Source organism: Oerskovia sp. NPDC057915, assembly GCF_042887685.1.
Lineage (GTDB): Bacteria > Actinomycetota > Actinomycetes > Actinomycetales > Cellulomonadaceae > Oerskovia.
In genome coordinates, this window is sequence record NZ_JBHVOS010000027.1 from 1 (window position 1) to 26,729 (window position 26,729).

Below are 26,729 nucleotides of genomic sequence, written 5' to 3' on the forward strand. Positions count from 1 at the left end.
TATCAAGCACACTGTTGAGTTCTCAAGCAACCGACACGCACCGACTCCAACCCACCAGGGGCCTTCACTCGGGGCAACTTCTCTAACCTACCAGACTCATTCCCGCGTCTCAACTCCGCCGTTTCCGGTGAAAGTGATCCGCCTGAGTCGACCGCCCCGACGACTCCCGCGACACGCAGAGGTGTCCCGAGCAGATCTGAGGGGTGGCCACCCGGGGGATCCAGCCACTTCGCGGCGGCTCCGAAGAGCTTCGCAGTGGTGTCTGTTCCTCCCTGCCGGGCTGACTTCGAGAACATTACGGGGTGCCCGTCGCCTCCGTCAACTCGCCTCCCTGAAGCGAAGCAGGTCCCCCGGGCGGAGCTGCGCGGCGACGTCGAGCGCGTCGGCCGGGACGACGCCGATCACGGGATAGCCGCCCGTGACGGGGTGGTCACGGAGGAAGAGGACGGGGTGCCCGTCGGGAGGGACCTGGATCGCGCCGGGCACGAGGCCCTCGCTCGGCAGCTCACCGCTCCGTCGGCGGACGACGGGGCCCGACAACCTGAGGCCCACCCGGTTGCTCGCGTCCGACACCTCGAACGTGGCACCCAGGAGGTCGCGCCAGGCGTCGTCGTCGAACCACTCGTCCCGTACGCCGCGGCGCACCACGAGGTCGACGACTCCCGTCGCCTCGGCACGGGGCGCCACCAGGTCGACCACGGGCAGGCGCGCGGGACGCGGCCCGATCGCCAACCGGTCGCCCGTGCGCAACGGCGACGGCCCCAGCCCGGCGAGGACGTCGGACGAGCGGGACCCCAGCACGGACGTCCCGTCGAACCCGCCCCGCACCCCCAGATACGTCCGCGTCCCGCGCGCGGCGAACCCGAGGCGCAGCTCGGCCCCCGGACGCACCTCGAGCAGCGCCTGCATGCCGACCGCCATGCCGTCGATCGTCGCCGACACCGTCGCACCTGCGAGCGCGATCGTCGCCCATTCGTGGAACTGCAGGACGAGCCCGCCGAGGGTCACCTCGAGCGCCGCGGCGGAGTCGTCGTTGGCGAGCAGGCGGTTCAGCAGGCGCAGCGCCCCCTGGTCCGCGGCGCCCGATCGCCCGACGCCCGACGACGCCCACCCTGGCCGCCCCTCGTCCTCGACCAGCGCCAACGGTCCCGTGGCGAGGACCTCTGCACCCCCGGCGGGTGCACCGTCACCCTCGCCAGAGTGCCGGTCACCCCCGCCAGAGTGCCGGTCCCCCCCGGCCGCAACGCCGGCACCCCCGGCAAGGGGCACGTCGCCCGGCAGCCGGTCGACCTCCCGGAAGCGCACCCGGGTCCCCGCCGTCAGCAGCGCCGGCGGGTCGCGGTCGACGTCGAACAGCTCGACGTCGGTCCGTCCCAGCAGGCGCCATCCGCCGGGAGTCGCCCGGGGGTAGACCGCCGTGAGGTCGCCCGCGAGCGCGACGGATCCCGCCGGCACCCGGGTCCGCGGGGTCGCGAGCCGGGGTGCCGCGATCGTCGGGTCGACCTCGGTCAGGTAGCCGAAGCCCGGCATGAAGCCGCCGAACGCGACCACGTACTCCCGCCCGCTGTGGCGCGCCACGACCTCGGCGACGGTCAGTCCGGCCCACGCGGCGACGTCGGGCAGGTCCTCGCCGTCGTAGACGACCGGGATCTCCACGAGGCGACCCTCCCCCTGCTGCGCGACCGCGCTGCGGGAGCCCCACGCGACCTTGACCGCGTCCTCGACCCGGGCCAGGTCCGCGACGGACGCCCGGTCGTCGAGCAGCACGAGCACAGTGCGTGCCGCGGGCACGACGTCCACGACGCCCGGCACGGGCGCGAGGCGCAGCGCGGCCGCGAGCGCGTGCACGTCGGCGAGCCCCTCGACGTCGACCATGAGGGCGTGGTCGCCGTAGACCTGGACGTGCGGCCCGACCGACCTCGTCGGCACGGTCACCGCCCGGCCGCCCGCACGACGACGCCGCTCGCCTCCAGCACCCTGCGCACCTCGGTCAGGAGCGCGACCGCACCGGGGGTGTCGGAGTGCACGCAGACCGAGTCGGCCTCGACCGTGATCTCGCTGCCGTCGGACGCGACCACGACGCCCTCGGTCACGAGGCGCAGCGCGCGGTCGGCGACCTCGACCGGGTCGTGCAGGACCGCCCCCGGCGTCCCGCGGGGAACGAGCGACCCGTCGGGCGCGTAGCCGCGGTCGGCGAAGACCTCGTGGACCACGGGAAGCCCCGCCTCCCGGGCGAGGCGCAGCACGGCCGAGCCGGACATACCGACGACGGGGAGCGTCGCGTCGTAGGCCGCGACCGCGTCGACGACCGCGCGGGCCTGCTCCTCGTGCCGGACGATCGCGTTGTAGAGCGCGCCGTGCGGCTTGACGTACCTGACCCGGTCCCCCGCGAGGCGCGCGAACGCGTCGAGCGCACCGAGCTGGTAGACGACGTCGGCCGTCAGCTCGGCGGGCGTCACCGCGAGGAAGCGGCGGCCGAATCCCGCAAGGTCGCGGTAGGCCACGTGCGCGCCGATGCTCACGCCCCGCTCGACCGCCGCGCGCGTGGTCGCACGCATGATCATCGGGTCCCCCGCGTGGAAGCCGCACGCCACGTTCGCGCTGGTCACGAGGTCGAGGAGAGCGTCGTCGTCCGCGAGCGCCCACGGCCCGAACCCCTCGCCCAGGTCTGCGTTGAGGTCGATGCGGCGCGCGTCGGGCGCAGGGAGGTGCGTCATGTCCCCATCATGGCCGAGAGCACGCGCGTCGGTCGTGACCCTCCGGTCACGACCGGCTGTGCTGTCAGGTGCTCTCTCGTGCTCGTCCCGTCCCGTCGGGCGCGTCAGGCCATCGACGGCTCGGCGTCGACCAGGTCGGCACGGATGTCCTCCCGCAGCTGGGGTGTGGGTTCGTGACCGTGCTTGCTGACCATGTGGTCGTATGCGGCGTCGAGGACTTCCTCCTCCTCGCCGGCGATCGTCAGCGTGCAGTTGATGACGCTGGGCGTGGTCCGACAGTCGACCATCTTCCTCATGTGTTCTCACCTCCCCTCACGCGGGCCCCGTCGTCGGGGCTCCGGCGGGGGCGGCGTCCGTGGGCTGGGCGGGCGACGTCTCCGGTCCTTCCACCGTCCTCCGGCCGGGGCGGGGTGTCAACGGCCCAACGGCGGGACGCCCCTCCCGCTCGTGGGTGCGGCCGGGTAGATTTCCGCGGGTGACGACCTCCCTGCGCACCGCGACCCCTGCCGACGCCGACCGCCTCGCGGCCCTGGCCGCGATCACGTTCCCGCTCGCGTGCCCGCCGGGCTCCGACCCGGCGGCGGTCGCCGAGCACATCCGCACGCAGCTCTCCCCGGAGAGGTTCGTCGCGTGGTCCGCGAGCGCCGACCACGCGCTGCTCGTGGCCGAGTCGCCCGGGTCGCCCGGGTCTCCCGACGTAGGGCCCGGGTCGCCCGACGACAGGACCGGGTCCGACGGCGCCGGCGACCTGGTCGGCTACGCGCTGCTCGTGCGCGGCGTGCCCGACGACACGGACATCGTGGCCGTCGTGGGCGCCGAGCCCACGGTCGAGCTGTCGAAGATCTACGTGCATCCCGCGTCCCAGGGCACGGGCGTCGCGAGCGACCTCCTGCGGGCCGCGCTCGACGCGGCACCTGCCCTCGTCCCGGACCGGGCCGTGTGGCTCGGCACCAACGGGGAGAACGCGCGGGCCCAGGCGTTCTACCGCAAGCACGGGTTCGCGGTCGCGGGAACGCGCACGTACGTCGTGGGCGGCGAGGCGCACGACGACGTCGTGATGGTGCGCCCGCTCGACTGAGCCCTCCGCCCGAGGCGTTCCCCGGGTCGGGGAAGACGCCGAAGACGCCCGGGCTGTCGTCCCCGGCCATCTTCCAGACCGCGCCGTCCTCACCTCCTCGTGCGCACCGTGCCCCTGGGCGCCCGCCGGGACTCGGCCCACCCGCAGGTGGTCCCGGCGGGCACCGGTCTAGTGGTCGCCCAGGCTCGCGGCGCCGTCGCCCGCGTCGTCCGGGTGGAGCGGGAGGAACACGTGGACGTGCCCCTGGTCGGCGCCGACGCTCAGCTCGTCGAGCTGGGTCGCGGCCATGGCCCACGTGTCGGCGGCGCGCAGCCGCAGGTCGGACGCGAGCGCCAGGAGCTCGGCGCGGGCGGGCTCGGCCGCGCCCTCGGCCAGGACGAGCGCGTCGACCGTGTCGCCCAGCAGCGCGATCGAGACCCCCAGGCCGTTGCGCGTGACGTTGTACCCCGACGCGCCGGTGGGCAGCGCCTCGGCCTCGGTCGTCAGGGCCGCGAGGTCCTCGCGCCAGGTCGCGACCTGCTCGGGGGTCGCGGGGGTGCCGGGTGAACCGTCGAGCGGCAGCGCCACGGACAGGTCGTTCATGGTCGGGACGAGGCGTTCCTGCGCGGAGAGCGCGAAGTCGGTCACGACGCCCAGGTTCTCGGCGTCGCGCGCGGCCTCGGCCGCCTCGAGCTCGGCCACGCGCGCGGGGTCGACGGCGTACGCGCCGGACGCTGCGTCGTCGGGCCCTCGTGTGAGCGCCCAGGCGACGACCGCGACGACGATGCCGACGACGACCACCGCCGCGGCGAGCAGCAGGGCGCGACGGCCGCGCGAGAGGTTCCGCGGCCACCGGGCGCGCTCGCGCTCCGGCGGCCGCGGGCGGGGACGGCCGGCACCGTCCCCGGTCTGGTGGCCCGCACCACGGGCGGTCGCGGAGCGGGCGGCCCGCTGGGCCTTGGTGCGCTGCGCGGACGTGGTCTGTGCCACGGGAGGACTCCTGTCGTCTCGGGTGCGGGAGGTCTGTGGGACGTCGGGTGCGTGGTCCTGCTGCGACGCGCCGGGCGTGTCCCGGCCGGGCCACGCACCCGACGTGCGCGGCAGGCGCCGCCCCCTGAGGGGCGACGCCTGCCGTTCGTGCATCAGCCGCAGGACGCGGCCGCGTAGTCGACCGTGTACGTCGACGTCCGGTCCCCGATCGTCGCGACGACCGTGGCGGAACCCGCCTCGACCGACGTGGCGCGCGAGGCGAACGACTGCGACGCGGACTTGCCCGGAGCGACACCCGTGAAGGTCTTCGTCCCGAACGGCGTGCTCACCTTGATCGTCGCCGGCGCGTCGTCGGTGTTGACGACCCGCACGTTGACGAGCACCTTGCCCGCGGTGCACTGGGTCTTGGCCACGACCTCGGCCGTGACCCCGCCCTCGACCGGCGGCACCGAGAGGGTGAGCGGCTCGCTCACGTTCCCGGCGACGTCGACCGCGCGGTACGAGACCTCGACGGCCCCGTCCCCGACGACGAAGGGCTCGGTGTAGGCGAGCCACTCGCCGGCGGGGGTGTCGGCGAGGCGGTACTCGACCCGGGCGAGGCCCGAACCGGTGTCCGCGCCGGCCAGGGTGACCGTGCGCTCGGACAGCTCGGCCGTGGCGGTCGGTGCCGTGGCGTCGATCTTCACCACGTGCACGACCTCCTGCGACACGTTGCCCGCCTCGTCGCTCGCGCGGAAGGCGAGCGAGTGCTCGCCACCCGTCGAGAGCGCGATGCCGCCCGTGTACGGGGCCCAGTCGGCGCCCGCGACCTTGACCTCGATCGACGGCGTCTGCGAGACGTCGTCGGTCGCGGTCGCGGTGACCGTCACGGCCCCGGTGTTCCAGCCGGACGCGCCGGCTGCCGGGTCCTGGGCGACGGCCACGACGGGCGCCTGCGTGTCCTCGTCACCCGTGGTGACGTGGAACCAGTCGAAGGCGACCTTCACGGGGACCTCCTGCTCGGGGCCGATGGCCACGAGACCGAAGGACGTCAGCGCCGCGTCGTTGGTGACCGGGGCCCCGAGGGACGTCCAGTTCACCCCGCCGTCGCTGACCCAGCCCTGGTAGGTGTTGCCCACCTTCTCCATGCGCAGGTACCAGTAGCCCGACTCGGTCGTGTCGGCGATCTCGAGCTGGCGGTTGCCGCCGCTCGAGGCCGCGTTCTTCTCCGACGCGAGCTCGGCACCCAGGTTGAGCGGGGTGCCCGGCTGGTTCTTGGCGACCACGTCGAGCTTGACGTAGTTGTCGTCGTCGCCGTAGGCCATCAGTCCGGCGTACTGCCAGCGGTGCAGCAGCGGCGCCTTGAAGCGCGTCTCCGCGACCCAGTCACCCTCGGGGGCTGCCTGGAGCACGAAGTTGCGCGGGCTGACCGGGTTGGTGTTGTTGATGTCCCCCGGCTGCGTGGTGATGCGCAGCTCGCCACCGGCGACCTCGACCTTCGAGGCGTCGTAGCGGACCACGTTGTTCCAGCGGCAGCCGTCGAGGGCCGTCCCGTCGAACTCGTCGGACGGCTCACGCGTGCCGTCGTCCTCGGAGTCCGGCGTGACCTTGAACCAGTCGACCAGCGCGACCGAGTCGGCCGTCCCCGTGTCGCCCGCGGCGATGACGCCGAAGGTCGCGTTCGCCTTGACCGGGGCCGAGCCCGCGATCGCGGTCCACGTCTGGCCGTCCGCCGAGTACGCGGCCGTGATGGCCGTGCCCGTGGAGGTCAGCTTGAGGTACACCGACGACGGGAAGCTCGCCGCGACGTTCGTCTGGCCGTGCCACGTGCGCGCACCGCCCGTCTCGGTCTGGAACTCCAGGAACCGGTTGCCGTTCTGGTTCTTCGTGAACGCGAACTTGGTGTACTCGTCGTCGCTCACGTGCACGAGGAGACCCGCGTGCTGCCAGTGCCGTGCGAGCGGGACCTCGACCTTGGTCTGGATCTCCCACGCCCCGGCGGGTGCCGGCTGGCCCAGGTAGCTGATCGGGCCCGGGACCGCCTCGTTGATGTCGCCCTGGACGACGGGCAGGACCGCCTTGCCGTCCGCGACCGAGATCGACTTCCCGGGTGCGGTGCGCACCACGGTCCAGCGACCCGTGTTGATGTCCGCGGCGTCGAAGTCGTCCGACTTCTGTGCCGCGCACTGCGGCGGCGTTCCCGTCCCGGGCTCGGTCGGGTCGACCGGGTCGTCGTCGAACGAGAAGTCCTGGAACTCGACCGCGCTCGTGGCGGAGCTGTGCGCCGTCACGAAGAGACCGACGTCCTGGACCGACGCCGCTCCCGGCAGGGACACCGGGTCGCCGATCTGGGTGAAGTTCTCGCCGTCCTTGCTCCACGACGCCGTGTACAGGTTGCCGTCGCGCTCGATCCGGACCCACGCGGGGTAGCTCGTCGAGCTGGCCGCCGAGGAGGTCACGAGCTGCCCCGCGGCGTTGCCGCGCAGCCACTCGAAGCCGCCGTTCGGACGGATGCCCAGGGCCGCGTAGCCCGGCGACTTGCCCGGCTGCGTCACGTCGTTGCGGACGATGAGACCCGCCTTGGCGGACCCGTTGGAGTTGCCCTGGCTGTTGACCTTGACCGTCGCGGACCACTTCTCGTCCGCACCGGCCTCCTTGTAGATGGCCGAGTACTCGTCGGTGCCCTGCCACATGTTGGCACCCGCAGAGGTCACGAGGTACTTGCCCTCGGACAGCTGCTCGAACGTGCCGTTCGCGTTCGTGAAGGTCTTCATGCCCGCGAAGAGGTCACCGACCTGAGCCATGACGATGCGGGACTTCGTGGTGAGCCCCTTGTCGTTCGTGGCGACCGCGGTCAGCTTGTAGTAGTTGTCCGCCGTGGCGTTCCACGTCGTCGTGTACGGCGCGGAGGTGTCCGTGCCGATCGACTGGCCGTTCACGAAGAACTCGACCTGCGTGACCGTGTTCTCGGCGTCGGTCGCGTCCGCGGTGACCGTGATCGCGCCCTGCTCGAGCTGGACGCCCGCCTCGGGAGCGGTCACGACGACCTCGGGACGGGTCGTGGCCGAGATGCCCTTGCCGTGCGCCTCGATGAAGTTCAGGCGACGCTCGCCCGCACCGGGGAACACGACGTACAGCGTGAAGCTCTCGCCCGGGTCCGCCACGTCGACGCGCACGTCGGTGAAGGTGCCCAGCCCGGTCTCCGGGACGGAGGCCGTGGCGAGGAGCTCGCCGTCGGGAGCGTCACGGCGCAGCTCGACGGTGCCCGCCTGGGCGGCCGAGACGCGCAGCGACAGCGCGCTGATCTGGTGGAGGTTGAACGGGTCGTACGAGGACCAGGCCCCGTCCTTGCCCGTGATGACGGACCCGCCACCCTCGACGTCCCGGCTGGGGAGCTGGGTCGTGCCCTGGGAAGCGGTCTGGAACTCGGCCTCACGCTTCTTGCCGAACACCAGCGTCGTGTCGGAGCCGGTCAGCGCGGGCACGTCGCCCTCGCCGCCGCCGTCCGTGTACCGGGCGTCGAGCACGTAGAAGACGTTCATGTCCTCACCGTGGCCACCGCCCAGGCCGGTCTCGACCGACCCTGTCGTCCCGTGGAGGGGCTCGGACGGGTGCGCGTGGGCGTCATGCCCGAGCGCGGGCTGGATGATGACGTTCTCGTCGACGATCGAGGAGTCCTCGGCGTCGCTGACCTCGACGTCCCAGTCGATCCGGTCGCCGAAGTCGAAGAACGACCCGGTCGGCGGCAGGTTGAAGTCGACCTCGGGGCGCGTGTTGCCGACCGTGATCGGGACCGTGGCGGTACCGACCTTGCCCGACGGGTCGCTCACCGTGAGGCGGGCGTCGTAGACGCCGTTCACGGTGTAGGTGTGGGTCGGGGCCGCCTCGGTCGAGTCGGTCGTGCCGTCACCGTCGAAGTCCCACGCGAACGTGAGCGCCTCGTTCTCGGGGTCGGTGCTCGCGGCGCCGTCGAACGTGACGGTGAGCGGGGCCGTGCCCGAGTCCGGCGTCGCGGCCGGCTTGGCGACCGGGGAGCGCGAACCGGAGATGTAGTCGATGCGGTGCAGACCCGAGTTCGGGTTGTCACGCCCGAAGCCGCCGCCCCAGTCGAGCACGTAGAGCGCGCCCTCGGGACCGAACGTCGAGTCGATCGGGGCGAGGAACTGCTCGTTCGACAGGAACGGGTTGACCTTCTCGACAGCGGCGCCCTGGGGCGTCGAGTCCTTGAGGTCGATCGAGTACATCTTGTTGCGCGCCCACTCGTAGAAGAAGGGCTTGCCGTCGTAGTACTCGGGGAACTTGGTGTCCGACACGAGGTCCGCGTCGTAGCTGTAGAACGGGCCACCCATGGGTGCGAGCCCACCACCGGCGTTGATGACGCCGGGGGCCGAGGTGCGCTGGTAGCCGTAGTACATGTCCGCGGGCTGGGCCGGCGGGAGCTGCGTCAGACCCGTGTTCTTGACCGAGTCGTTGACCGGGTTGGCGCAGTCGAAGTTCGCGCCGACCGTGACCGGGTTGGTGCGGTAGTCGACGTCACGGAAAGGCTCGTTCTTGCCCATGCACAGGGGCCAGCCGAAGAAGCCGGGCTCCTGGATGAGGTTCCACTCGGCGATGCCCGCAGGGCCGCGGTTCGCGAGGTTGTCGGAGCCGTTGTCCGGCGAGTAGTCGGCCACGCCGAGGTTGCCCGAGGCGGGGTCGATCGTGAACCGGAAGGGGTTGCGGAAGCCCATCGCGTAGATCTCGGGCAGCGTCTTCTCGGTGCCCGGGGCGAACAGGTTGCCCTCGGGGATCGAGTACGTGCCGTCGGCCTCGGGGTGGATGCGCAGCACCTTGCCGCGCAGGTCGTTGGTGTTGGCCGACGTCGCGCGCGCGTCGTGCTGGGTGTTGGGACGCTCCGAGATCGGGGCGTACCCGCCCGAGGGCTCCGAGTGCGGGTTCACGTCGTCGCCCACGCCGATGTACAGGTCACCGGTGCGGTCGTCGAAGATCAGGCTGCCGCCCGTGTGGCCCGGCTCGTCGGGCAGGCGCCCGGCCGGGACCTCGATGAGGACCTTCTCCGAGGCCGGGTCGATCACGGTGCCGCCGGGACCGCCGTCGGTCACGGTGAAGCGCGAGATCCGGTTGAAGAAGTTCGCGGGGTTGGTGTCGTCGGCCGAGGCCGGCGAGTAGTACTGGTACAGGTACCCGTTGGTCGCGAAGTCCTTGTCGAGCGCGATGCCCAGCAGGCCGTCCTCACCGCCCGAGTACACGGGGATGGTGATCGCGGTCGAGGTGTTCTGGGTGCGCGGGTCGTAGACGCGGATCTGTCCGCGCACGAGCTCGGTGAAGAACACGCGGCCGTCGGGCGCGACGTCCATGCCGAACGGTGCGCTCGTGTTGGTGTCGAGCGCGACCTTCTCGAACTGGCCCCAGTCGGTGCCGCCGCAGTCGCCGGCCACCTGGCCCGACGCCCACTGGACGCCGCCCACGATGTGCTGGACCAGGTCCGGCTCGCCCGTGAAGTGCGCCCCGAAGTGACCCATGCCGGTCATCCAGGCGCGGCCGCCGTCGTAGGGCTTGCACCAGGAGATCGGGTGGTCGGCGCCCATCTTGTTGCCGCCCGCGTCGTACGTCGACTCGTCCATCGTGGCGAGCACGTGCGCGCTGCCGCGGACGTTGGCCGAGTAGTTGTACCACTCGTCGGCGCGGTTCCAGCGCTGGTCGAGGTGCTTGGTCGAGGGGTGCACGCGGTCCTCGACGCGCACCGTGCCGGGCAGGCCGGGGCTGTTGCCGGTCGCGGCGTGACCGGGCATGAGCGCCCCGATCATGTCGTCCCACCAGTCGTAGTTCCCGCGCATGTCGGTCGCGTTGTGGATCGCGACGATGCCGCCGCCGGCCTGCTGGTAGCGCTCGAGCGCAGCCTTCTGGTCGGCGTTCCACGGGTCGCCCGACGTCTGGAACATCACCAGCGCGTCGTACTGGGCGAGTCCCGCGTCGGTGAAGACCGAGGAGTCCTCGGTGTGGTCGGACGCGATGCCCACGTCGGCGAACGCGGCCTCGAGCACCGGGGTGCCCTGCGTGATCGCCTCGGTGTGCCGGAACTGGGTCGTCTTGGTGAAGATGAGGACCTTGCGGTCGTCACCGGGAGCGTGTGGTCCGTCGTGGGCGGCAGCCATGGTCGCGGGCGCGAGAGTGAACGCCAGAGCTCCGATGGTCAGCGCCGCGACGGCTCTTCCCCGCAGGGGAAGTCGCGCAGCCTTCATGTGTCTTGCCTCCAGGGCAGTCGGCACGTGGCGAGAGTCCGTGCCCCGCTCGTCGGTGAACGGGGCCGCACGTGCTGTGAAGAGTTACGTCGTCCCACGGCGTGCCGGCGCCGTCGGTCCTGCACCTACCGAACGGTCAGCCGCGCATCAGTCCTCTCAGGAAGTCCAGGCCATCGACAGCGATGGCGTCCTGGGTGGGGGCGAGCGGTCGCCAGATCGAGGCGGCCGTCGCGATGGTCGCGTTGTCGGCGGTGAACGACTCGATGCACAACGAGCCGTCGTAGCCGCTCGCGTCGAGCGCGCCGAGGAACGCGGTCCAGTCGAGGTGGTCGGTACCCGGCGCGCCGCGGTCGTTGCCGCAGACCTGCACGTGCGCGATGCGGTCCCCGGCGCGCGTCACTGCGGCCGCCAGGTCCGTCTCCTCGATGTTCATGTGGTAGACGTCGAGCATGAGCCCGATCCCCTCCGACGGGAGGGGGGCGACGACGGCGAGGCCCTGGTCGACCGTGTTGACCAGGCTCGTCTCGTAGCGGTTGAGCGGTTCGAGGCCGATCCGCACGCCCGCGGTCATCGCGTGCTCGACGACGGGCGCCAGGTGGTCGACGAGCTCGGCGTTCGCGGCCTCACGCTGCCCGGTGGTCATCCGCCAGGTGCGCCCCACGGACGCGTACGCGGGGCCACCGATGACCCGGGAACCGACCGCGTGCGCCATGTCGACGACCTGGCGCAGGTAGTCCTGGGTCCGGCGGATCGTGCCGGCGTCGGCCGCGACGAGCTCGCGGCCCTGGCCCATGACGAGCGAGACCGAGGCGCCGAGGCCGTGGTCCGCGAGGACGTCCGCGGCGAGCTGGGGGTTCCAGTCGGTCACGTCCTCGACGGGCAGCTCGAGGACGTCGAAGCCCCACCCGGCGACGCGCGGGGCGATCTCGCGCAGGGAGACGTCGGTCAGGGGCGAGGTCCACACCCAGGTGTTGACCCCCAGGGGGCGCGTGCGAGCCACGGTGCTCTCTTTCGTCGGTGGGTGCGCTGCCCGGGCGCCCGACGCCGGAGCTCACCTTCGTGCGGAAGGTGCGCTCCGTCGTCGGGCACCCGGGTGGGTGCGGTGCGTACCGGCTCCCGGCCGGTCCCCCGAGGAGAGCGAGGGACCGGCCGGGCGGTACCGGTCACGGGCCGGGCTGGCCCGGCCCGTGACCGGTGTCGGTGACCGGCGGCGGCTGGTGCCGCCGGGTCGTCAGGCGAGGGTCAGCGGTCCGTCCAGGCCTCGGGGAAGCCCGGCAGGTCCTCGCCGCCGAACTTGGCGTAGTGCAGCGAGGGCATGTCCTTGTTGGCGTCGAGGTAGGCGTCCAGGTCCTCGCCCGTGATGGGCGACTGCGGCAGGACCCACTCGGCCGGGACCTGCTCGCCGTTCCAGATCTTCTGGGCCGCGAGGATCGGGGTGCGCCACTGGAAGTTCGAGTACACGGCGCCCAGGGCGGTCATGTCCGTCTCCTTCCACTTGCGCATGAAGCTGAGCTCGTCCTCGCCCATGAAGACCGGGTAGGGCTTGCCGGCGTCCTCGAACGCCTCGACCGCCGCGACCGCGCCGTCGCCCGCGTCCATCCAGATGCCGTCCACGTCACCGCGCTGCAGGTACTGCGTCACGATGTCCTTGATCTTCGCGCCGTCACCACCGGTGAACTCCTGGCCCACGACCTCGATCTCGCTCTCGGAGAAGATCTTGTCGGCCGCGGCCCAGCGGTTCTCGAGCACGTCGACGCCGGGCAGGATGCGCAGCGCGAGGACCTTCGAGCCGGGCTCGAGGTTCTCGACGAGGAACTCCGCACCGTCGGCGCCGTAGGCGTAGCCGCCGATCGGGTGGATGTAGGTCACCATGCAGTCGGAGTTGACGCCGCGGTCGAACACGATGACGGGCTTGCCCGACGCGCACGCCGCCTCGACCGCAGGGGTCAAGGTCGCCGTGGTCGAGGGCGAGATGATGATCGCGTCGCAGTCACCGGCCTCCACGAACGCCTGGATGTCCGAGATCTGCTTGTTGTCGTCGTCCGCGGCGTCCGAGACGCGGAACTCCGAGATGTCGCCCGAGGCCTTGAGGACCTCGACCTGCTGCTGCATCGTGATGAAGCCCGTCACACGCCACGGGTTGGACACCGAGGCGTTGGAGAAGCAGAGCTTCTTGCCGCCCTCCTTCTTGTACTGCGCGGTGTCCACGTACTCGGGGTCGATCGCCTGCAGCCACGGCTGCTCACCCGGCCCCTCGGGCACCGCGGTGCGCTGCGCGAGCTGGCGGTCGTAGTCGGCCTGCACGAACCACTGGCTGTTCGCACCGGACTCGTTCGACTCCTCGGCCGCCTCGGAGGCGGTCTCGCCCCCGGCGGGGGCGTCGGGCACGTCGGTGCTGCACGCAGCGGTGAACAGCAGTGCCGCGGTCGCGGCCCCTGCCATGAGAACTCGAGAGCGTCGCATGTTCCTTCTCCTGTGATCGGAAGACTTCGTTGTCCTGCCGACGCAACGGTTGCGGCGGCCTGTCGGGGACGGATCTGTGTGGCGTTCCGGGTGGTGACCGGAGGACTAGGGCGCTGCTGGCTGGGGCTCCTTGGGGACGGTGGGCTCGGGAACCCCTGCCGGGGTGGTCGGTGCAGCCTTGGACCGGCGCGGCATCGCGGCGTAGGCCACCGCGGCGATGATGATCACGCCCTGGACCGCGGGCCGGATCGTGGACGGCAGGCTGAGCTGGTTGAACAGGGTGAACAGGGCCTCGAGGGTCAGTGCGCCGGCCATGGCCGCGACCACCGACCCCCGGCCACCGCCCAGGACGACGCCGCCCAGGACGACCGCCGTGATCGCCATGAACTCCAGGCCCTCGCCCACCTGGGCCGTCACGCCGGCGTAGCCGCCGATGAGGATGCCCGCGACCGTGGCCATGAAGCCGGAGAACAGGAAGGCCCGCGTGCGCACCCACCAGACCGAGGCTCCCGAGAACGCCGCGGCCACGTCGTTGTCGCCGGTCGCGACGAGCGTGCGGCCGAACGGACGCCGCATGATCACGACCGCGATCACGCCGAGCACGACCGTGATGAGCACCGCGTACGGGAGCTGGAACTGCCCCGGGGTGTCCGGCAGACCACCGCGGCCCCACTGACGGAAGCCGTCCGTGAGCGAGCCCGTGGGCGCCCCGCCGGTCCAGAGGCGGATCGCGCCGTAGAGCACGAGCATCATGCCGAGCGTCGTGATGAACGACGGGACCTTCAGGAGCGTGACGATCAGGCCGTTGACGAGCCCGACCGCCAGGCCGAAGAGGACCATGAGGCCGATCACGGGCCAGGTCATGGAGTCCTCGCCGTCGATGAGCTTGGCCGCGATGACGACCTGCGCCCCCACGAGCGAGCCGACCGAGAGGTCGAACTCCCCCGACACGATGACGAAGTACTGACCGATCGCGAGGACGATCAGCGGCGCCGCCTTCTTGAGGAAGGCCATGAGCGACATGGGCTCGCCGAACGAGGGGTTCATCACGAGGATCGCGACGAACACCACGATCAGCAGGGCGTAGACCGTCCAGGTGCTGCCCGACGTGACGCGCTGGACCCAGCGGGAGAACCCGTTCCGGGTGGCGGCCTGCGTCCCGCCCGGGGTGCTCGGGCTGGTCGCTGGAGAGCTTGCGCTCATCGGTCGGCCTCCTTGCCGGTCGTGGCGGTCGGGTTCTCGGGGCCTGCGGCGGTCCCCGGCCCTGCTGGGCTCGTGCGGTCCTGCGGGCTCGTGCCGTCCGGGCCGCCGCGGGGGCCGGGTCGGACCGACTGGGCCAGGGCCCGGAACCTCGCCCTGCTGCTCGCGGGGTCGATCTGACGGCGGGCGTACATGGCGACGGCCGCGATGATGATCGCGCCGCGCAGGACGTCCTTGAAGAACGGGCTGACGTCGAGCACGTTGAACACCGTGTCGAGCGAGGCGAGGATCAGCACGCCGGCGATCGTGCCGAGGATCGAGCCCCGGCCGCCCATGAGCAGGGTCCCGCCGAGCACCACGGCCGCGATCGAGTTGAGGTCGTAGCCGTACGTGTAGACCAGGGCGTTGCCCGTGCCGAACCGGGCCGCGATGAGGAGTCCGGCGACACCCGCGCACAGCGAGCACAGGACGTGGGCCAGGATGATCGACCGGTCCGTGCGGATCCCCGAGAGACGCGCGACGTCGATGTTCCCGCCGACCGCGAACATGTGGTACCCCGGACGGGTGCGGGTCAGGAGCACGACGCCGAGCACCATGACCACCGCGAGCACGATGACCGAGACCGGCACCGGACCGATGCGCGTGTACCCGAAGCCCTGGAAGGCCTTGGGGACCTCGCCCGACGGGCCCTTGTACTGGGTGTCGAGGTAGCCCTTGATGATGAGGCCGACGCCGAGCGTCGCGATGAACGAGTTCACGCGGAGCTTCGAGATGACGAGGCCGTTGACCAGACCGACGCCCGCGGCGACCGCGAGCGCCGCGACCACGCCGAGCCAGATGCGCGACGGGTCACCGGCCATGGTCGTGGCGGCGACGAGCGAGGACCAGGCCACGACGTACCCGACCGACAGGTCGAGCGACTTGCACAGGATGACGAACGTCTGGCCGATCGCGACGAAGCCCAGCAGGCTCGTCTGGGACAGCAGGTAGAACAGGTTCCCCTGGCTGAAGAAGCTGCCGCCCTGCGCGGCGACGAGCCCGGCCGAGACGACCAGGATGCCGACGAGCGCGAGGTAGACGATCCCCGTCGAGCCGAGCCGGCGCCGTCGGGGGCTGGACGTCGCGCTCCCCGCCCGGGGCGAAGCGGTGCTCACCGCGGTGCTCATTTCTCCTCCTGGAGGGTGTCGCTGTGCGCGGGACGCGGTGGCCGGACGGTGGACCCCACGGGGACGTCGAGAGCGGAGAGGTCGACCTCGACGTGCTCCGACGTGTCTCCTGCACCGGTCGCGAGCGCCATGATGGTCTCCTCGTCGCTGCCCGCGGGGAGCTCGCCGGCGACCCGGCCGTCGCGCATCACGAGGATGCGGTCGGCCATCGCGACGACCTCGGGGAGCTCGGACGAGATGAGCAGGATCGCGACGCCGCGCGCCGTGAGGGTGCGCATGAGGTCGTAGACCGCGCGCTTGGCGCCGACGTCGATCCCGCGCGTGGGTTCGTCGAGGACGATCACCGACGGGTCCGTCACGAGCCACTTGGCCAGGACGACCTTCTGCTGGTTCCCGCCCGAGAGGTACTGGACCTCGGCGTCCTTGGAGCGCGAGACGAGGTCGAGCGACGACAGGATGCCGGGGATGGACCTGGCGCGGCGGTCGGACGAACCGGGGGTCACGGCGTCGAGCACGAGCCGCGCGTTCGCGGAGATCGACTGCTCGAGGGCCAGGCCCTCGGCCTTGCGGTCCTCGGTCACGAGCGCGAGCCCGCGGCGGACGGCCTCGCGTGCCGAGCCGATCGAGACGGGACTGCCGTCGAGCAGGACCGTGCCCCGGGTGAACGGGGCGACGCCGAACACGCCGTGCGCGATCTCGGTGCGCCCGCTGCCCTGGAGCCCCGCGAGGGCCACGATCTCCCCTGCGCGGACCTCGAGGTCGATCCCGTCGACCTGGGTGTTGCCGGCCCCCGCGAGGGCGAGCTTGACGGCGCCGGGCACCGTGCCCGGGTCCTTGTCCGGGTAGTAGCCCGCGAACTCGCGACCGACCATGGTCCGCACGAGCTGGTCCGGGGTGATGTCTGCCGTCGCGGTCGTCACGACGAAGTCGCCGTCCTTGAGGACCGTGATGGTGTCGCAGAGGTCGAAGATCTCCTTGAGGCGGTGCGAGACGTACAGGATCGCGACGCCGCGGGAGCGCAGCTGCTGGACGAGCGCGTAGAGCAGCTCGACCTCCTGGTCGGCGAGCGCCGCCGTCGGCTCGTCCATCGAGATGATGCGGGCGTCGTACGAGACCGCCTTGACGATCTCGACGATCTGCTGCTCGGCCACGGACAGCGACCCGACCCGCATCCACGACGCGAGGCCGTGCAGACCGAGGTCGGCGAGCAGCTCGTCGGTGTCGCGGGCCATGCGACGCGCGTCGACGATCCCGAACCTGCGTGGCTCGCGACCGAGGTACACGTTCTCCGCGACCGTGCGCTCGGGCAGGAGGTTGAACTCCTGGAAGACGGTCGACACCCCGGCTGCCTGCGCGGCGAGGGGGGACGCGAACGTGGCGGGCGCGCCGTCGAGCTCCATCGTGCCCGCGTCGGGCTGGTGGACCCCGGCGATGATCTTCATGAGCGTGGACTTGCCGGCGCCGTTCTCCCCGACGAGCGCGTGGACCTCACCGGGTCGCACGTCGAGGTCGATGCCGCGCAGGACCGAGTTGCCGAAGAAGACCTTGCCGATGCCCCGCAGCCGCAGGAGGGGCGCGGTCACGCCCTCTCCCGCCGTCGGTGCTGTCATGCCTCTACCTCCACCCAGGTGCCGGTGCGTGCGGATCGGGCCACGGCCTCGGCGAGGTGGGCGGCCCGGAGCCCGTCGGCGAACGTGGGCAGCCCGTCGGGCGCGAGCCCGTTGATGGCCGCCGCGGTGTCGCCGACGAGTGCGTCGAAGCAGTCCTGGTATCCCTGCGGGTGTCCTGCGGGGAGCCGGGAGTAGCGGGCAGCCTCGGGCGAGAGCGCCTCGGGGTTGCGGATGAGCAGGTGGCTCGTGTCGCGGCGACCCTCCCAGAGGGTCTCGGGCCCCTCCTGGTCGAACGCGAGCGTCGACTCGGAGCCCGAGATCTCGAGGAAGAGCCGGTTCTTGCGGCCGGCCGAGACCTGGCTGATGACGGCCGAGCCGAGCGCTCCCCCGTCGGTCTCGTACTGCAGCGTCACGGCGTCCTCGGTGCGGACCGCCGCGGGCCGCCCGTCGGCGCCCGTGCGCTCGGCGTTGATGGTGGCGGTCTGCGCGACGAGCCGCGCGATGCGCTGGCCCGTCGTGAACTCGAGGAGGTCGCAGAAGTGCGAGCCGATGTCGCCGAACGCGCGGCTCGCGCCGCCGAGCGCGGGGTCGACGCGCCAGTTGTCGTCGCTCGCCCGCAGGAGCCAGTCCTGGAGGTAGGAGCCGTGCACGAGGCTGATGGTGCCGACCGCGCCGCTGCGGACCCGTGCGCGTGCCTCGCGCACCATGGGGTGGAAGCGGTAGGCGAAGGGCACGACGGCGACGCGGCCGTCCCCGGCGGCGGCCTCCTCGGCGAGACCGGCGAGCGCGATCGCGCCCTCGAGGTCCATCGCGAGGGGCTTCTCGCAGACCACGTGCTTGCCCGCGGCCAGCGCGGCCGTGGCGAGCGGGACGTGCAGGAAGTTGGGGGTGCAGATGTGCACCACGTCGATGTCCGGGTCGTCGATGAGCTCCTGCGACGTGGCCGCGTACCCCTGGGCCCCGAGGTCGGCGGCGGCCTCGCGTGCGCCGGGCGCGTCGATGCCGGCGACCGAGACGAGGTCTCCCCCGGCCGTGCGGATCGCACGGGCGTGGACCTCCCCGATGAATCCGGTGCCGATGATGCCGGCGCGGTAGCCCGCGGCGGGCAGCCGGCTCGGCAGCAGGTCGGTCGCGGGGTGGACAAGAACGGGGGTGGTCGCGGTCCCCACGACGGGGCGGCCGTCCAGGGCGGACAGCTCCGTCCGGACGGTGGGGGCGTCGATGGCCCCGTGGTCTCGCGCGACTTCTTCGGCTCGCATGTCCCATACCGTAGGGCCGACTTATGACGAGCGTCAAGCAAAAGCCGGATGTTTGATGTCACCGTTTAGTAACTCCATCGGTTAAACAATTGAGGAAGCGCGCCGCTGCGCGGCAAACCGCCCCTCGTACAGCGCAGAACCGTGCTCCTCCAGCCCGTCGACGAGGCCCCGGGGACGCCCGCGGACGGCCCGACGCCCCCGGCCCGGCGTCGCGCCGCGCACGCCGAAGGGCGCCCTCCCGGGACGGGAGGACGCCCTCGCGGTGGGCTCGGTGACTACTCCTTGGTCGAGAACGCCGCGTCGAACGCGGCCTCCGGAGCCTCGAACGCGTACTGCTTGACGAAGGCGAGCGCCTCGGGCGCACCGACGAGGCGGTCCATGCCCGCGTCCTCCCACTCGACCGAGATCGGGCCGTCGTAACCGATGCTGTTGAGCATCCGGAACGCGTCCTCCCAGGGCACGTCGCCGTGGCCGGTCGAGATGAAGTCCCAGCCGCGACGGGGGTCGGCCCATGCCAGGTGCGACCCCAGCCGCCCGTTGCGGCCGTTGTGCATGCGCTTCTTCGTGTCCTTGCAGTCCACGTGGTAGATCCGGTCCTGGAAGTCCCACAGGAACCCGACGGGGTCCAGGTCCTGCCACACCATGTGGCTCGGGTCCCAGTTGAGGCCGAACGCCTTGCGGTGGCCGATCGCCTCGAGCGTGCGGACCGTGGTCCAGTAGTCGTACGCGATCTCGCTCGGGTGCACCTCGTGGGCGAAGCGGACCCCGACCTCGTCGAACACGTCGAGGATCGGGTTCCAGCGGTCCGCGAAGTCCTGGTAGCCCGCGTCGATCATGTCCTGCGACGCCGGCGGGAACATCGCGACGTACTTCCAGATCGACGAGCCCGTGAAGCCCACGACCGTCGTGACGCCCAGCTTCGCCGCGAGTCGAGCGGTGTTCTTCATCTCCTCGGCAGCGCGCTGCCGCACGCCCTCGGGGTCGCCGTCGCCCCACACGCGGTCCGACAGGATGTCGCGGTGCCGCTGGTCGATCGGGTCGTCGCACACCGCCTGACCCTTGAGGTGGTTCGAGATCGCGTAGACCTTCAGCCCGTGCGCCTCGAGCAGCGCGAGCTTGCCCGCGACGTACTCCTCGTCGTCCCAGCGCCACGGGTCCAGGTGGTCGCCCCAGCAGGCGATCTCCAGGCCGTCGTAGCCCCAGCCCGACGCGAGGCGCACGACCTCCTCGAAGGGCAGGTCGGCCCACTGGCCGGTGAACAGGGTGATGGGTCGTGCCATGTCGATGTCTCCTTCGTTCCGACGCCCGTGGTCCGGGATGTCTCGGTGCTCGTCCTGCGGTCTGTGGTCTCGATGACGGCGCCCTACGGACGCTTGGCGGCCGCCGTCCGGCGACGGGCCACGAGCACGGCCCCCACCGCGAGGAGCAGGACCGCGCCCCCCACGACGAGCGCCGCCGTCGGGACGCCCGACCCCTCGTCGCTCGCCGCCGCTGCCGAGGCTCCCTCTCCCTCGGCACCGACCTCCGCGCCGCCCTCCGCAGGTGCGGGTGCGGCGGGCGGCGGGACCACGTCGATCTGCGAGGTCGCGGTCGTGGCGACCGGGGTGGTCGTCGTCGCGGTCACGGTCCAGTGGCCGTCGGCCAGCACGTCCGGCGCGGACGTGTACCAGCCGACGCCCTCGGAGGCCGACGAGAGCTGGAGAGGACCGATCTCGGTGCCCGCGTCGGACACCGCGGTGACCATGACGTCGACGATCTCCTCGACCGGGTGCCCGTCCGTCTTGTAGGTCACGTTGACCGAGATGCCGCCGGCGCCGTCGCCGCCGATCGACAGGATGATGTCGCCGCCGTGCGCGCTCGCCGGGGCCGCGCCGAGCACGGTCGCGAGCAGCGCCCCGAGCAGCAGGGCCACGCCCGCGGCCGTGGCCGCGCGCAGGCGCCCGAGGACGCCTGCCAGGGGGCGGCTCAGGGGGCCGGAGCGGGCGCGAGGGCGCGGGGTGCGCGCCCGGTCGGGACCGGTGTGCCGGTTCGCCTGCTGAGTCATGTCGCTCATCACCTCGTCGTGAAGGAAGGGGTCGTGCGTCGGGCTGTGCGGCCCGGTGGACCGAACGGTACTGCTGGACGTGCGCTGCACGGACCGCGCCTCGCGCGGCGGTGCAGCCGGTGGTGCTCGCCCGCGGGACGGGTGTCCCGCGGGCGTCCCCTCCGCTGTCGGAGGGGTGGCTCCCGGCACCGGCCGGAGCACCGGGGTTCCGGTGCCGGGGGCCGGTGCTCCCCAGGACGCCGACTCGCGTCGGACGTCCGGGGAGCACCCGGGTGTGCGCGGCCTTCGACCGTGCTGGCGAGGTCCCGGCCGAAGGGCCCTCGTCAGCACACGTCGGTCGACGCTCCACGGCACACCGGTCGTTGCCGGTGAGGTCGCGGCGTCACCGCCACGACCTCACCGGGGCCGGTCAGCCGCAGCTCGCCGCGGCGTGGTCGACCGTGTAGGTGGTGGTCCTCCCCTCGGAGTCCGTCGCGGTGACCGTGACCTGTCCGGCGGCGATCGACGCCGCACGGGTCGCGAACGACTGGTGGGCCGACTTGCCCGCCGCGACGCCCGTGAAGGTCTTGGTGCCGTAGGCCGAGCGGACCACGATCGTGACCGGGGCGTCGCCCGAGTTCACGGCCGTGACCGCGAGCGTCACGCGGTTCGCGACGCACTTGGGGGCTGCCGAGACCGTCACGGGGACGGTCTCGCCGGCGGGCACGTCGACCGACTGCGTCGTGACGTTGCCTGCCAGGTCGGTCGCGCGGTACGCGAACGTCACGGCCTCGTCGCCGACGGCGACCGGGGCCTCGTACGCGGCCCAGGTCGTCCCGTCGAGCGAGTACTCGACCGAGGCGATGCCCGAGACGGCGTCCGTGGCGACGACCTCGACCGTGCGGTCCTCGCGCAGCGTCGCCGCCACGCTCGGGCCGTCGGCGTCGATCTTGACCACCACGTCGGCACCCGTCACGTTCTCGGTGCCGGCCGAGGCCCGCACCTTGAGCGTGTGCTCGCCCGGGGCCGCCACGACCACGGGGGCCGTGTACTCGGCCCACGCGCCGCCGTCGAGCTGGTACTCGCGGTAGACCTGCTGGCCGACCGCACCGCCCGTGGTGGCGACCGTGACGGTCACCGGTCCGGTCCACCAGCCGTTCGCGCCCGACGGCGAGGCCGGGTCGAGCGACCCGCTCACCGTGAGCGGCTCGGCGGCCGGGCCCACGACCTTGAAGTGGTCGAACGTCGCGGTCGCGGAGGCCTGCTGGGCCGCTCCCAGGGCGTACAGACCGATCTTGGCGTCGGCCAGACCCGGGTTGGTCACCTTCTCGGCGATCTCGGTCCACGTCACGCCGTCGGCGCTGTACGAGCCGGTGAAGGTCGTGCCCACCTTGGCCAGGCGCAGCCACCACACGCCCTGCGTCAGGTTGTTGACGTTGGGCTGCGGGTTGAGGACGGTCGCGCCGGCCTCGCTGCGCATCTCGAGACCACGGTCGACCGCCGCGCCCGGCTGGTTCTTCGTGATGAAGTCCAGCTTGACGTAGTTGTCGTCGTCGCCGTAGAGGATCAGACCACCCTGCTGGTACTGCTGGTTGAACGTCGAGCCGTCGACCTTGGTCTCGACGGTCCAGTCACCGGCAGGCTGGTCCTGCAGGACGATGTTCGGCACGTCGGTGTTGCCCGTGCCGTAGATGTCCGTGGGCGTGGTGTCGATCTCGAGCTTGCCGCCCGCGACCCGCAGACCCGACGCGTCGGGACGGACCACCGTGTTCCAGCGGCAGCCGTCGAGCGACGTCCCCTCGAACTGGTCGTCCGGCCCGGCCGCGGTGGCCGTGTCGTCCGGCGTGATGTGGAACCAGTCGAACTTCGCGTCGACGACGTCCGGGACGGAGCCGTCGTTCGCGAACGCGACGAGCCCGATCTTCGGGTTCACGAGCCCGTGCAGCGACTTCGTCTCGGACATGGCCGTGAAGTCCAGGCCGTCGGCCGAGTAGTACGCCCGCAGGTTCGACCCGTCGCTCGTGTAGCGCACGTAGAACGTGTCCGGGAAGTCCGTCGTGATGTTCACGTTGGACGCTGCGACCTCGTTCGGCGTGCCGTTCTCCTCGCGGATGAACTGGAAGACGCGCGAGTTCGGGTTGGCCCCGGTCCCACGGCCCTGGATGACCATCTTGGCGTAGTTGTCACCGTCGCCCCACAGGAGCAGGCCGGCCTGCTGGTACTGCGCGCGTGCCGGGAAGGTGACCTTGGTGGTCGCCGTCCACGGACCCGAGGGCAGGTCCTGCAGGACGATGTTGGACACCGGTCCCTCGCCCTGGCCGTAGAAGTCCGCCTTGCTCGCGGGGATCACCAGGTGACCGTCGGAGACCGCGAGCTTCTGGTCCCGGCGGATGATCGTGGACCAGCGGTCCTCGTCCACCGCGGTCCCCGTGAAGTCGTCCGAACGGCCCGAGAAGCACATGACCGGGCCGGTCTCGTTGACCTTGATGTTCACGTACTTGACCGTGTAGGCGCCGCCGGCGTCGGTCACGCGGACCTGGAGCCGGTAGGTGCCCGCGGCCGTGTACGTGTGCGAGAACTCCGGACCGCCGTCGACGAACCCGCCGCCGAGCCCGTCGTCCCACGCGTACACCAGGTCGGACGCCTCGCCGTCGGGGTCGGTGCCCGTCGCGGTCGCGGTGACCGTCAGCGGGGCCGGACCGACGAGCGTGGGCACGTCGAGCTCGACGTCGGGACGGATGTTGTCCGTCACGCCGCGGCCCTCGATGTCCATCCAGTTGACGTTGATGCCGCCCGAGAGCAGGACGAAGTAGAGCGTCCCGCTGCCTTCCGGCACGTTCGTCAGCTGCGTCGACACGTCGCGGTAGACCTGCCAGTCGCCCGTGTTCGGCACGGTGATCCGGCCGATCTCGGGGCCGTCCGCCGCGTCCCAGCGCAGCGAGACGACACCGCCCGCGTTGGGCGAGGCCACGCGCAGGCTGATCGCCTCGACGTTGGCCAGGCTCACGGGCTCGTGCGCCCACCAGTCACCGGGCTCGATGTAGCCCAGGTTCTGGCCGCCGCCCGCGGAGTCCGAGGTGGTCTCCTTCTGGACGCCGGGGGTGCCGCCCGTGCCGATCGAGGTCTCACGACCGGTCGAGGTGTAGAACTCCGACTGGACGCGCTTGGGCTGGAGCACCTGGAGCGCGTTGCCCGTGAGGGGCACGCCGGCGTCGCCGCCGTCGTCCGTGTACGAGCCCTCGATGACCCAGAAGATGTTCGACTCGATGCCGTGCCCCTCGTCGCGAGCGGTCTGGAGCACGCCCTCGCAGCCGTACAGCTCCTCCATGGGGTGCGCGTGCGAGTCGTGTCCGAGCGAGGTGCGCAGCGCCACCGTGGAGCAGTCCACCTCGCCGTCGGGGTCGTCGACCGTGATCCGGTAGCGGACCTGGTCGCCCCACTCGAAGAACCCGCCGTTGTCCGGGAACTCGATCTTCACCACGGGCGACTGGTTGCCCACGACGACCGTGACGTTCGCGACGGCGAGCTTGCCGTCCGTGTCGCTCACCGTGAGCTGCGCCGTGTAGGAGCCGTTCTCGGTGTACGTGTGGGTCGGGTTCGCCTCGGTCGACGGCGCGGAGCCGTCACCGAACGTCCACTGGAGCGAGATGGGCTCGCCCGCCGGGTGGCGGGTGCCCTCCGAGGAGAACTGGACCGTCAGGGGCGCGGAGCCGCTCGTCACGTCCGCCTGGGCGTGCGCGATGGGCGACGGGTCACCCTGGACGTAGTTGACCTTGTAGACCGCGCTCGAGTCGTTGTTGCCGCCGAAGCCCGAGCCCCAGTCGATCACGTAGAGCGCGCCGTCGGGACCGAAGTCGAAGTCCATCGGACGGTCGAAACCGTTGGACGGGTCGAGGACGCCCGGCATGATCCGGTTGATGTCGACGATCTGGTCACGCTTGTCGCCGTCAAGCTGGATCGAGAACATCGTGCCGTGGTTCCACTCGCCGAACAGCGCCTTGCCGTCCCAGTACGCGGGCCACTTCACGTCGGAGTCGAGCTCGGGGTCGAACTCGTACACGGGGCCGCCCATGGGGGCACCGCCCCCACCGATCTCGGGGAACTGCGGGTTGGCCGCGCCGGTGTACCAGATCTCGGCAGCGACGGCGGCCGGGAGCTTCTGGATGCCCGTGTTGTTGGGCGAGTCGTTGGTCGCGCCCGCCGCGCAGTCGAACGACGCACCGGACTGGCCGGTCGCGAAGTTGTAGTCGATGTACGACGTGTTGGCGCCCGTGCAGTACGGCCAGCCGTAGAAGCCCGGCTCGCTCACGACGTTCCACTCGACCGCACCACGAGGACCGCGGGCCGGGTCGGCCGCCCCCGAGTCGGGGCCGTAGTCGGCGACCAGGACGTTGCCCGAGGCCGGGTCGAGACCGATCCGGAACGGGTTGCGGAATCCCATGGCGTAGATCTCGGGGCGCGTCTTGTCCGTGCCCGGGGCGAACATGTTGCCCTCGGGGACCGTGTACGTCCCGTCGTCCTGCGGCGTGATGCGCAGGACCTTGCCGCGCAGGTCGTTCGAGTTCGCCGACGAGCCCTGCGCGTCGTAGTTCTTGCGGCCCGCTCGCTCGTCGGTCGGCGTGAAGCCGCCCGACTCGAACGGGTTGGTGTTGTCGCCCGTGGCGAGGATCAGGTTGCCGTCCTCGTCGAAGATCATGTCCCCGCCCGCGTGGCAGCACGTGTCACGCTGCGTCGCCACGGTCAGGAGCTTCTTCTCGCTCGCCAGGTCGAACGTCTTCGACGCCGTGTCGTACGTGAAGCGCGAGATCCTGTTGTGCGGGCCGTCCGACCCGGTGTTCGCGGGCGACCAGTAGGCGTACAGCCAACCGTTCGCGGCGAAGTCCGGGTCGAGCACCAGGCCGAGCAGACCGTCCTCGTTCGCCTGCGTCACGTTGAGCGTGAGCGCCGTCGAGGTGACGTTGGCGTCGTGGTCGATGCGGCGGACGCGGCCGTCACGCTCGGCGTAGAACACCGTGCCGTCGGGTGCGACGTCGAGCATCATCGGGTTGCTCGTGTCCTCGTCGAGCGCGACGCGCTCGAAGCTCGCGCTCTGCGTCGCGTTGCAGTCCGAGTCGACGACGCCCGCGGCGGTCTGGATGCCGCCCAGCAGGTGCTCGACGAAGTTCGGCTCGGTGTAGCTGGCCTGCGTGTGGCCGCCACCGGTGTACCAGGAGCGTCCGCCCTCGTAGGTCTGGCACCAGGCGATCGGGTGGTCGGAGCCCATCTTGGCGCTGCCCGCGTCGTAGGACGTCTCGTCGAGGCTCGCGAGCACGTGGACCTTGTCGCGCGGGCTCGTGCGGAAGTTGTACCACTCGTCGTGCCGGTCCCACCGGGACGGCAGGTGCGCGGTCGAGGGGTGGACCCCGTCCTCGACCTTGATCGTGGCGTCCTGGTTCTGCGGGTGACCGGAGAAGTAGGCGCCCACGAGGCCGCCGTACCAGGGCCAGTCGTACTCGGTGTCGGAGGCCGCGTGCACGCCGGCGTAGCCGCCGCCGTTCGCGATGTACCGCTCGAACGAGGCCTGCTGCTCGGTGTTGAGCACGTCGCCGGTCGTCGAGAGCCAGATCACGACCTCGTACTGGGCGAGGTTCGCGTCGTTGAAGTCGGCCGCGTCCTCCGTGACGTCGACCGTGAAGCCGTTCTCGGTGCCGAGCTTCTCGATCGCCGTGATCCCGGCAGGGATCGCGTCGTGCCGGAACCCGGCGGTCTTGGAGAAGATCAGCGCGTCGAAGGGCGCCGCAGCGGCCTCCGGGGCGGCCGCGACGGACGCGGCGGGCTGGACGGAGCTGAGGGCGGCGCCCGGTTCAGCGGCGAATGCCGCCGCCCCGGTCGCCATGGACAGTGGGAGGGCCACCGCGGTAGCGGCGACGGCCGCGACCGTGCGCATCGTTGCGCGCGGTGCTCTCCAGAGCACGTTTCTCACCAAGGACTCCTTGTGATGATGGGACAAGGGTGCTGCGCTCCGGGGCGACGACGGCATCGGC

General features: G+C 71.5%; 15 protein-coding genes. 1 reads left to right on the forward strand and 14 read right to left on the reverse strand.

Annotated features, from left to right (window positions below; all coding sequences use genetic code 11):
* Positions 1-318 precede the first annotated feature (318 nt).
* From pxpB to ACFVQ3_RS16400, 3 genes are all read right to left on the reverse strand, one after another.
* Positions 319-1,929: a 5-oxoprolinase subunit PxpB gene (pxpB, locus tag ACFVQ3_RS16390; protein WP_387641213.1), complete on the reverse strand. Its 1,611-nt coding sequence runs from the start codon at positions 1,927-1,929 to the stop codon at positions 319-321.
* Between the two features lie 2 nt (positions 1,930-1,931).
* Positions 1,932-2,717 carry a LamB/YcsF family protein gene (locus tag ACFVQ3_RS16395; protein ID WP_387641215.1) on the reverse strand — a complete coding sequence of 262 codons (786 nt, stop codon included), beginning with the start codon at positions 2,715-2,717 and terminating at the stop codon, positions 1,932-1,934.
* A 104-nt stretch (positions 2,718-2,821) separates the two neighbouring features.
* A complete protein-coding gene (locus ACFVQ3_RS16400; protein ID WP_205308304.1) occupies positions 2,822-3,013 on the reverse strand; it encodes a DUF1059 domain-containing protein in 192 nt (63 codons plus the stop codon).
* Between the two features lie 179 nt (positions 3,014-3,192).
* On the opposite strand from ACFVQ3_RS16400, the gene ACFVQ3_RS16405 reads away from it, so the two are divergent.
* Entirely contained in the window at positions 3,193-3,795 is a 603-nt protein-coding gene (locus ACFVQ3_RS16405; protein WP_387641217.1) for a GNAT family N-acetyltransferase, read from the forward strand.
* Positions 3,796-3,963: 168 nt separating this feature from the next.
* Here the strand turns inward: ACFVQ3_RS16405 and ACFVQ3_RS16410 are convergent, their stop codons facing one another.
* The 11 genes from ACFVQ3_RS16410 to ACFVQ3_RS16460 form a co-directional block, all read right to left on the reverse strand.
* Positions 3,964-4,764 (reverse strand): hypothetical protein, encoded by an 801-nt coding sequence (locus tag ACFVQ3_RS16410; protein ID WP_387641220.1) that lies wholly within the window; start codon positions 4,762-4,764, stop codon positions 3,964-3,966.
* A 152-nt stretch (positions 4,765-4,916) separates the two neighbouring features.
* Entirely contained in the window at positions 4,917-10,898 is a 5,982-nt protein-coding gene (locus tag ACFVQ3_RS16415; RefSeq protein ID WP_387641222.1) for a ThuA domain-containing protein, read from the reverse strand.
* A 223-nt stretch (positions 10,899-11,121) separates the two neighbouring features.
* Positions 11,122-11,985, reverse strand: coding sequence for a sugar phosphate isomerase/epimerase family protein (locus ACFVQ3_RS16420; RefSeq protein WP_387641225.1), 864 nt, complete (start codon positions 11,983-11,985; stop codon positions 11,122-11,124).
* A 242-nt stretch (positions 11,986-12,227) separates the two neighbouring features.
* Positions 12,228-13,448 carry a substrate-binding domain-containing protein gene (locus ACFVQ3_RS16425; RefSeq protein WP_387641228.1) on the reverse strand — a complete coding sequence of 407 codons (1,221 nt, stop codon included), beginning with the start codon at positions 13,446-13,448 and terminating at the stop codon, positions 12,228-12,230.
* Positions 13,449-13,553: 105 nt separating this feature from the next.
* Entirely contained in the window at positions 13,554-14,651 is a 1,098-nt protein-coding gene (locus tag ACFVQ3_RS16430; RefSeq protein ID WP_387641230.1) for an ABC transporter permease, read from the reverse strand.
* Complete coding sequence (locus tag ACFVQ3_RS16435) at positions 14,648-15,814, reverse strand: ABC transporter permease (protein WP_387641233.1); 1,167 nt, start codon at positions 15,812-15,814, stop codon at positions 14,648-14,650. Before ACFVQ3_RS16435 ends, ACFVQ3_RS16430 begins: the two co-directional genes overlap by 4 nt.
* Positions 15,811-17,424: a sugar ABC transporter ATP-binding protein gene (locus ACFVQ3_RS16440; protein ID WP_387641236.1), complete on the reverse strand. Its 1,614-nt coding sequence runs from the start codon at positions 17,422-17,424 to the stop codon at positions 15,811-15,813. Before ACFVQ3_RS16440 ends, ACFVQ3_RS16435 begins: the two co-directional genes overlap by 4 nt.
* The gene (locus ACFVQ3_RS16445) at positions 17,421-18,683 is read right to left on the reverse strand and encodes a Gfo/Idh/MocA family protein (RefSeq protein WP_387641239.1); all 1,263 of its coding nucleotides are present in this window, start codon (positions 18,681-18,683) and stop codon (positions 17,421-17,423) included. The genes ACFVQ3_RS16440 and ACFVQ3_RS16445 overlap by 4 nt, the downstream gene beginning before the upstream one ends.
* Positions 18,684-18,958: 275 nt before the next feature.
* On the reverse strand, positions 18,959-19,963 hold the full coding sequence (locus ACFVQ3_RS16450) for a sugar phosphate isomerase/epimerase family protein (protein WP_387641242.1): 1,005 nt from the start codon (positions 19,961-19,963) through the stop codon (positions 18,959-18,961).
* A gap of 83 nt (positions 19,964-20,046) precedes the next feature.
* A complete protein-coding gene (locus ACFVQ3_RS16455) occupies positions 20,047-20,736 on the reverse strand; it encodes a hypothetical protein (RefSeq protein ID WP_387641245.1) in 690 nt (229 codons plus the stop codon).
* Positions 20,737-21,136: 400 nt separating this feature from the next.
* The gene (locus tag ACFVQ3_RS16460; RefSeq protein WP_387641248.1) at positions 21,137-26,668 is read right to left on the reverse strand and encodes a ThuA domain-containing protein; all 5,532 of its coding nucleotides are present in this window, start codon (positions 26,666-26,668) and stop codon (positions 21,137-21,139) included.
* Between the last annotated feature and the right edge of the window lie 61 nt (positions 26,669-26,729).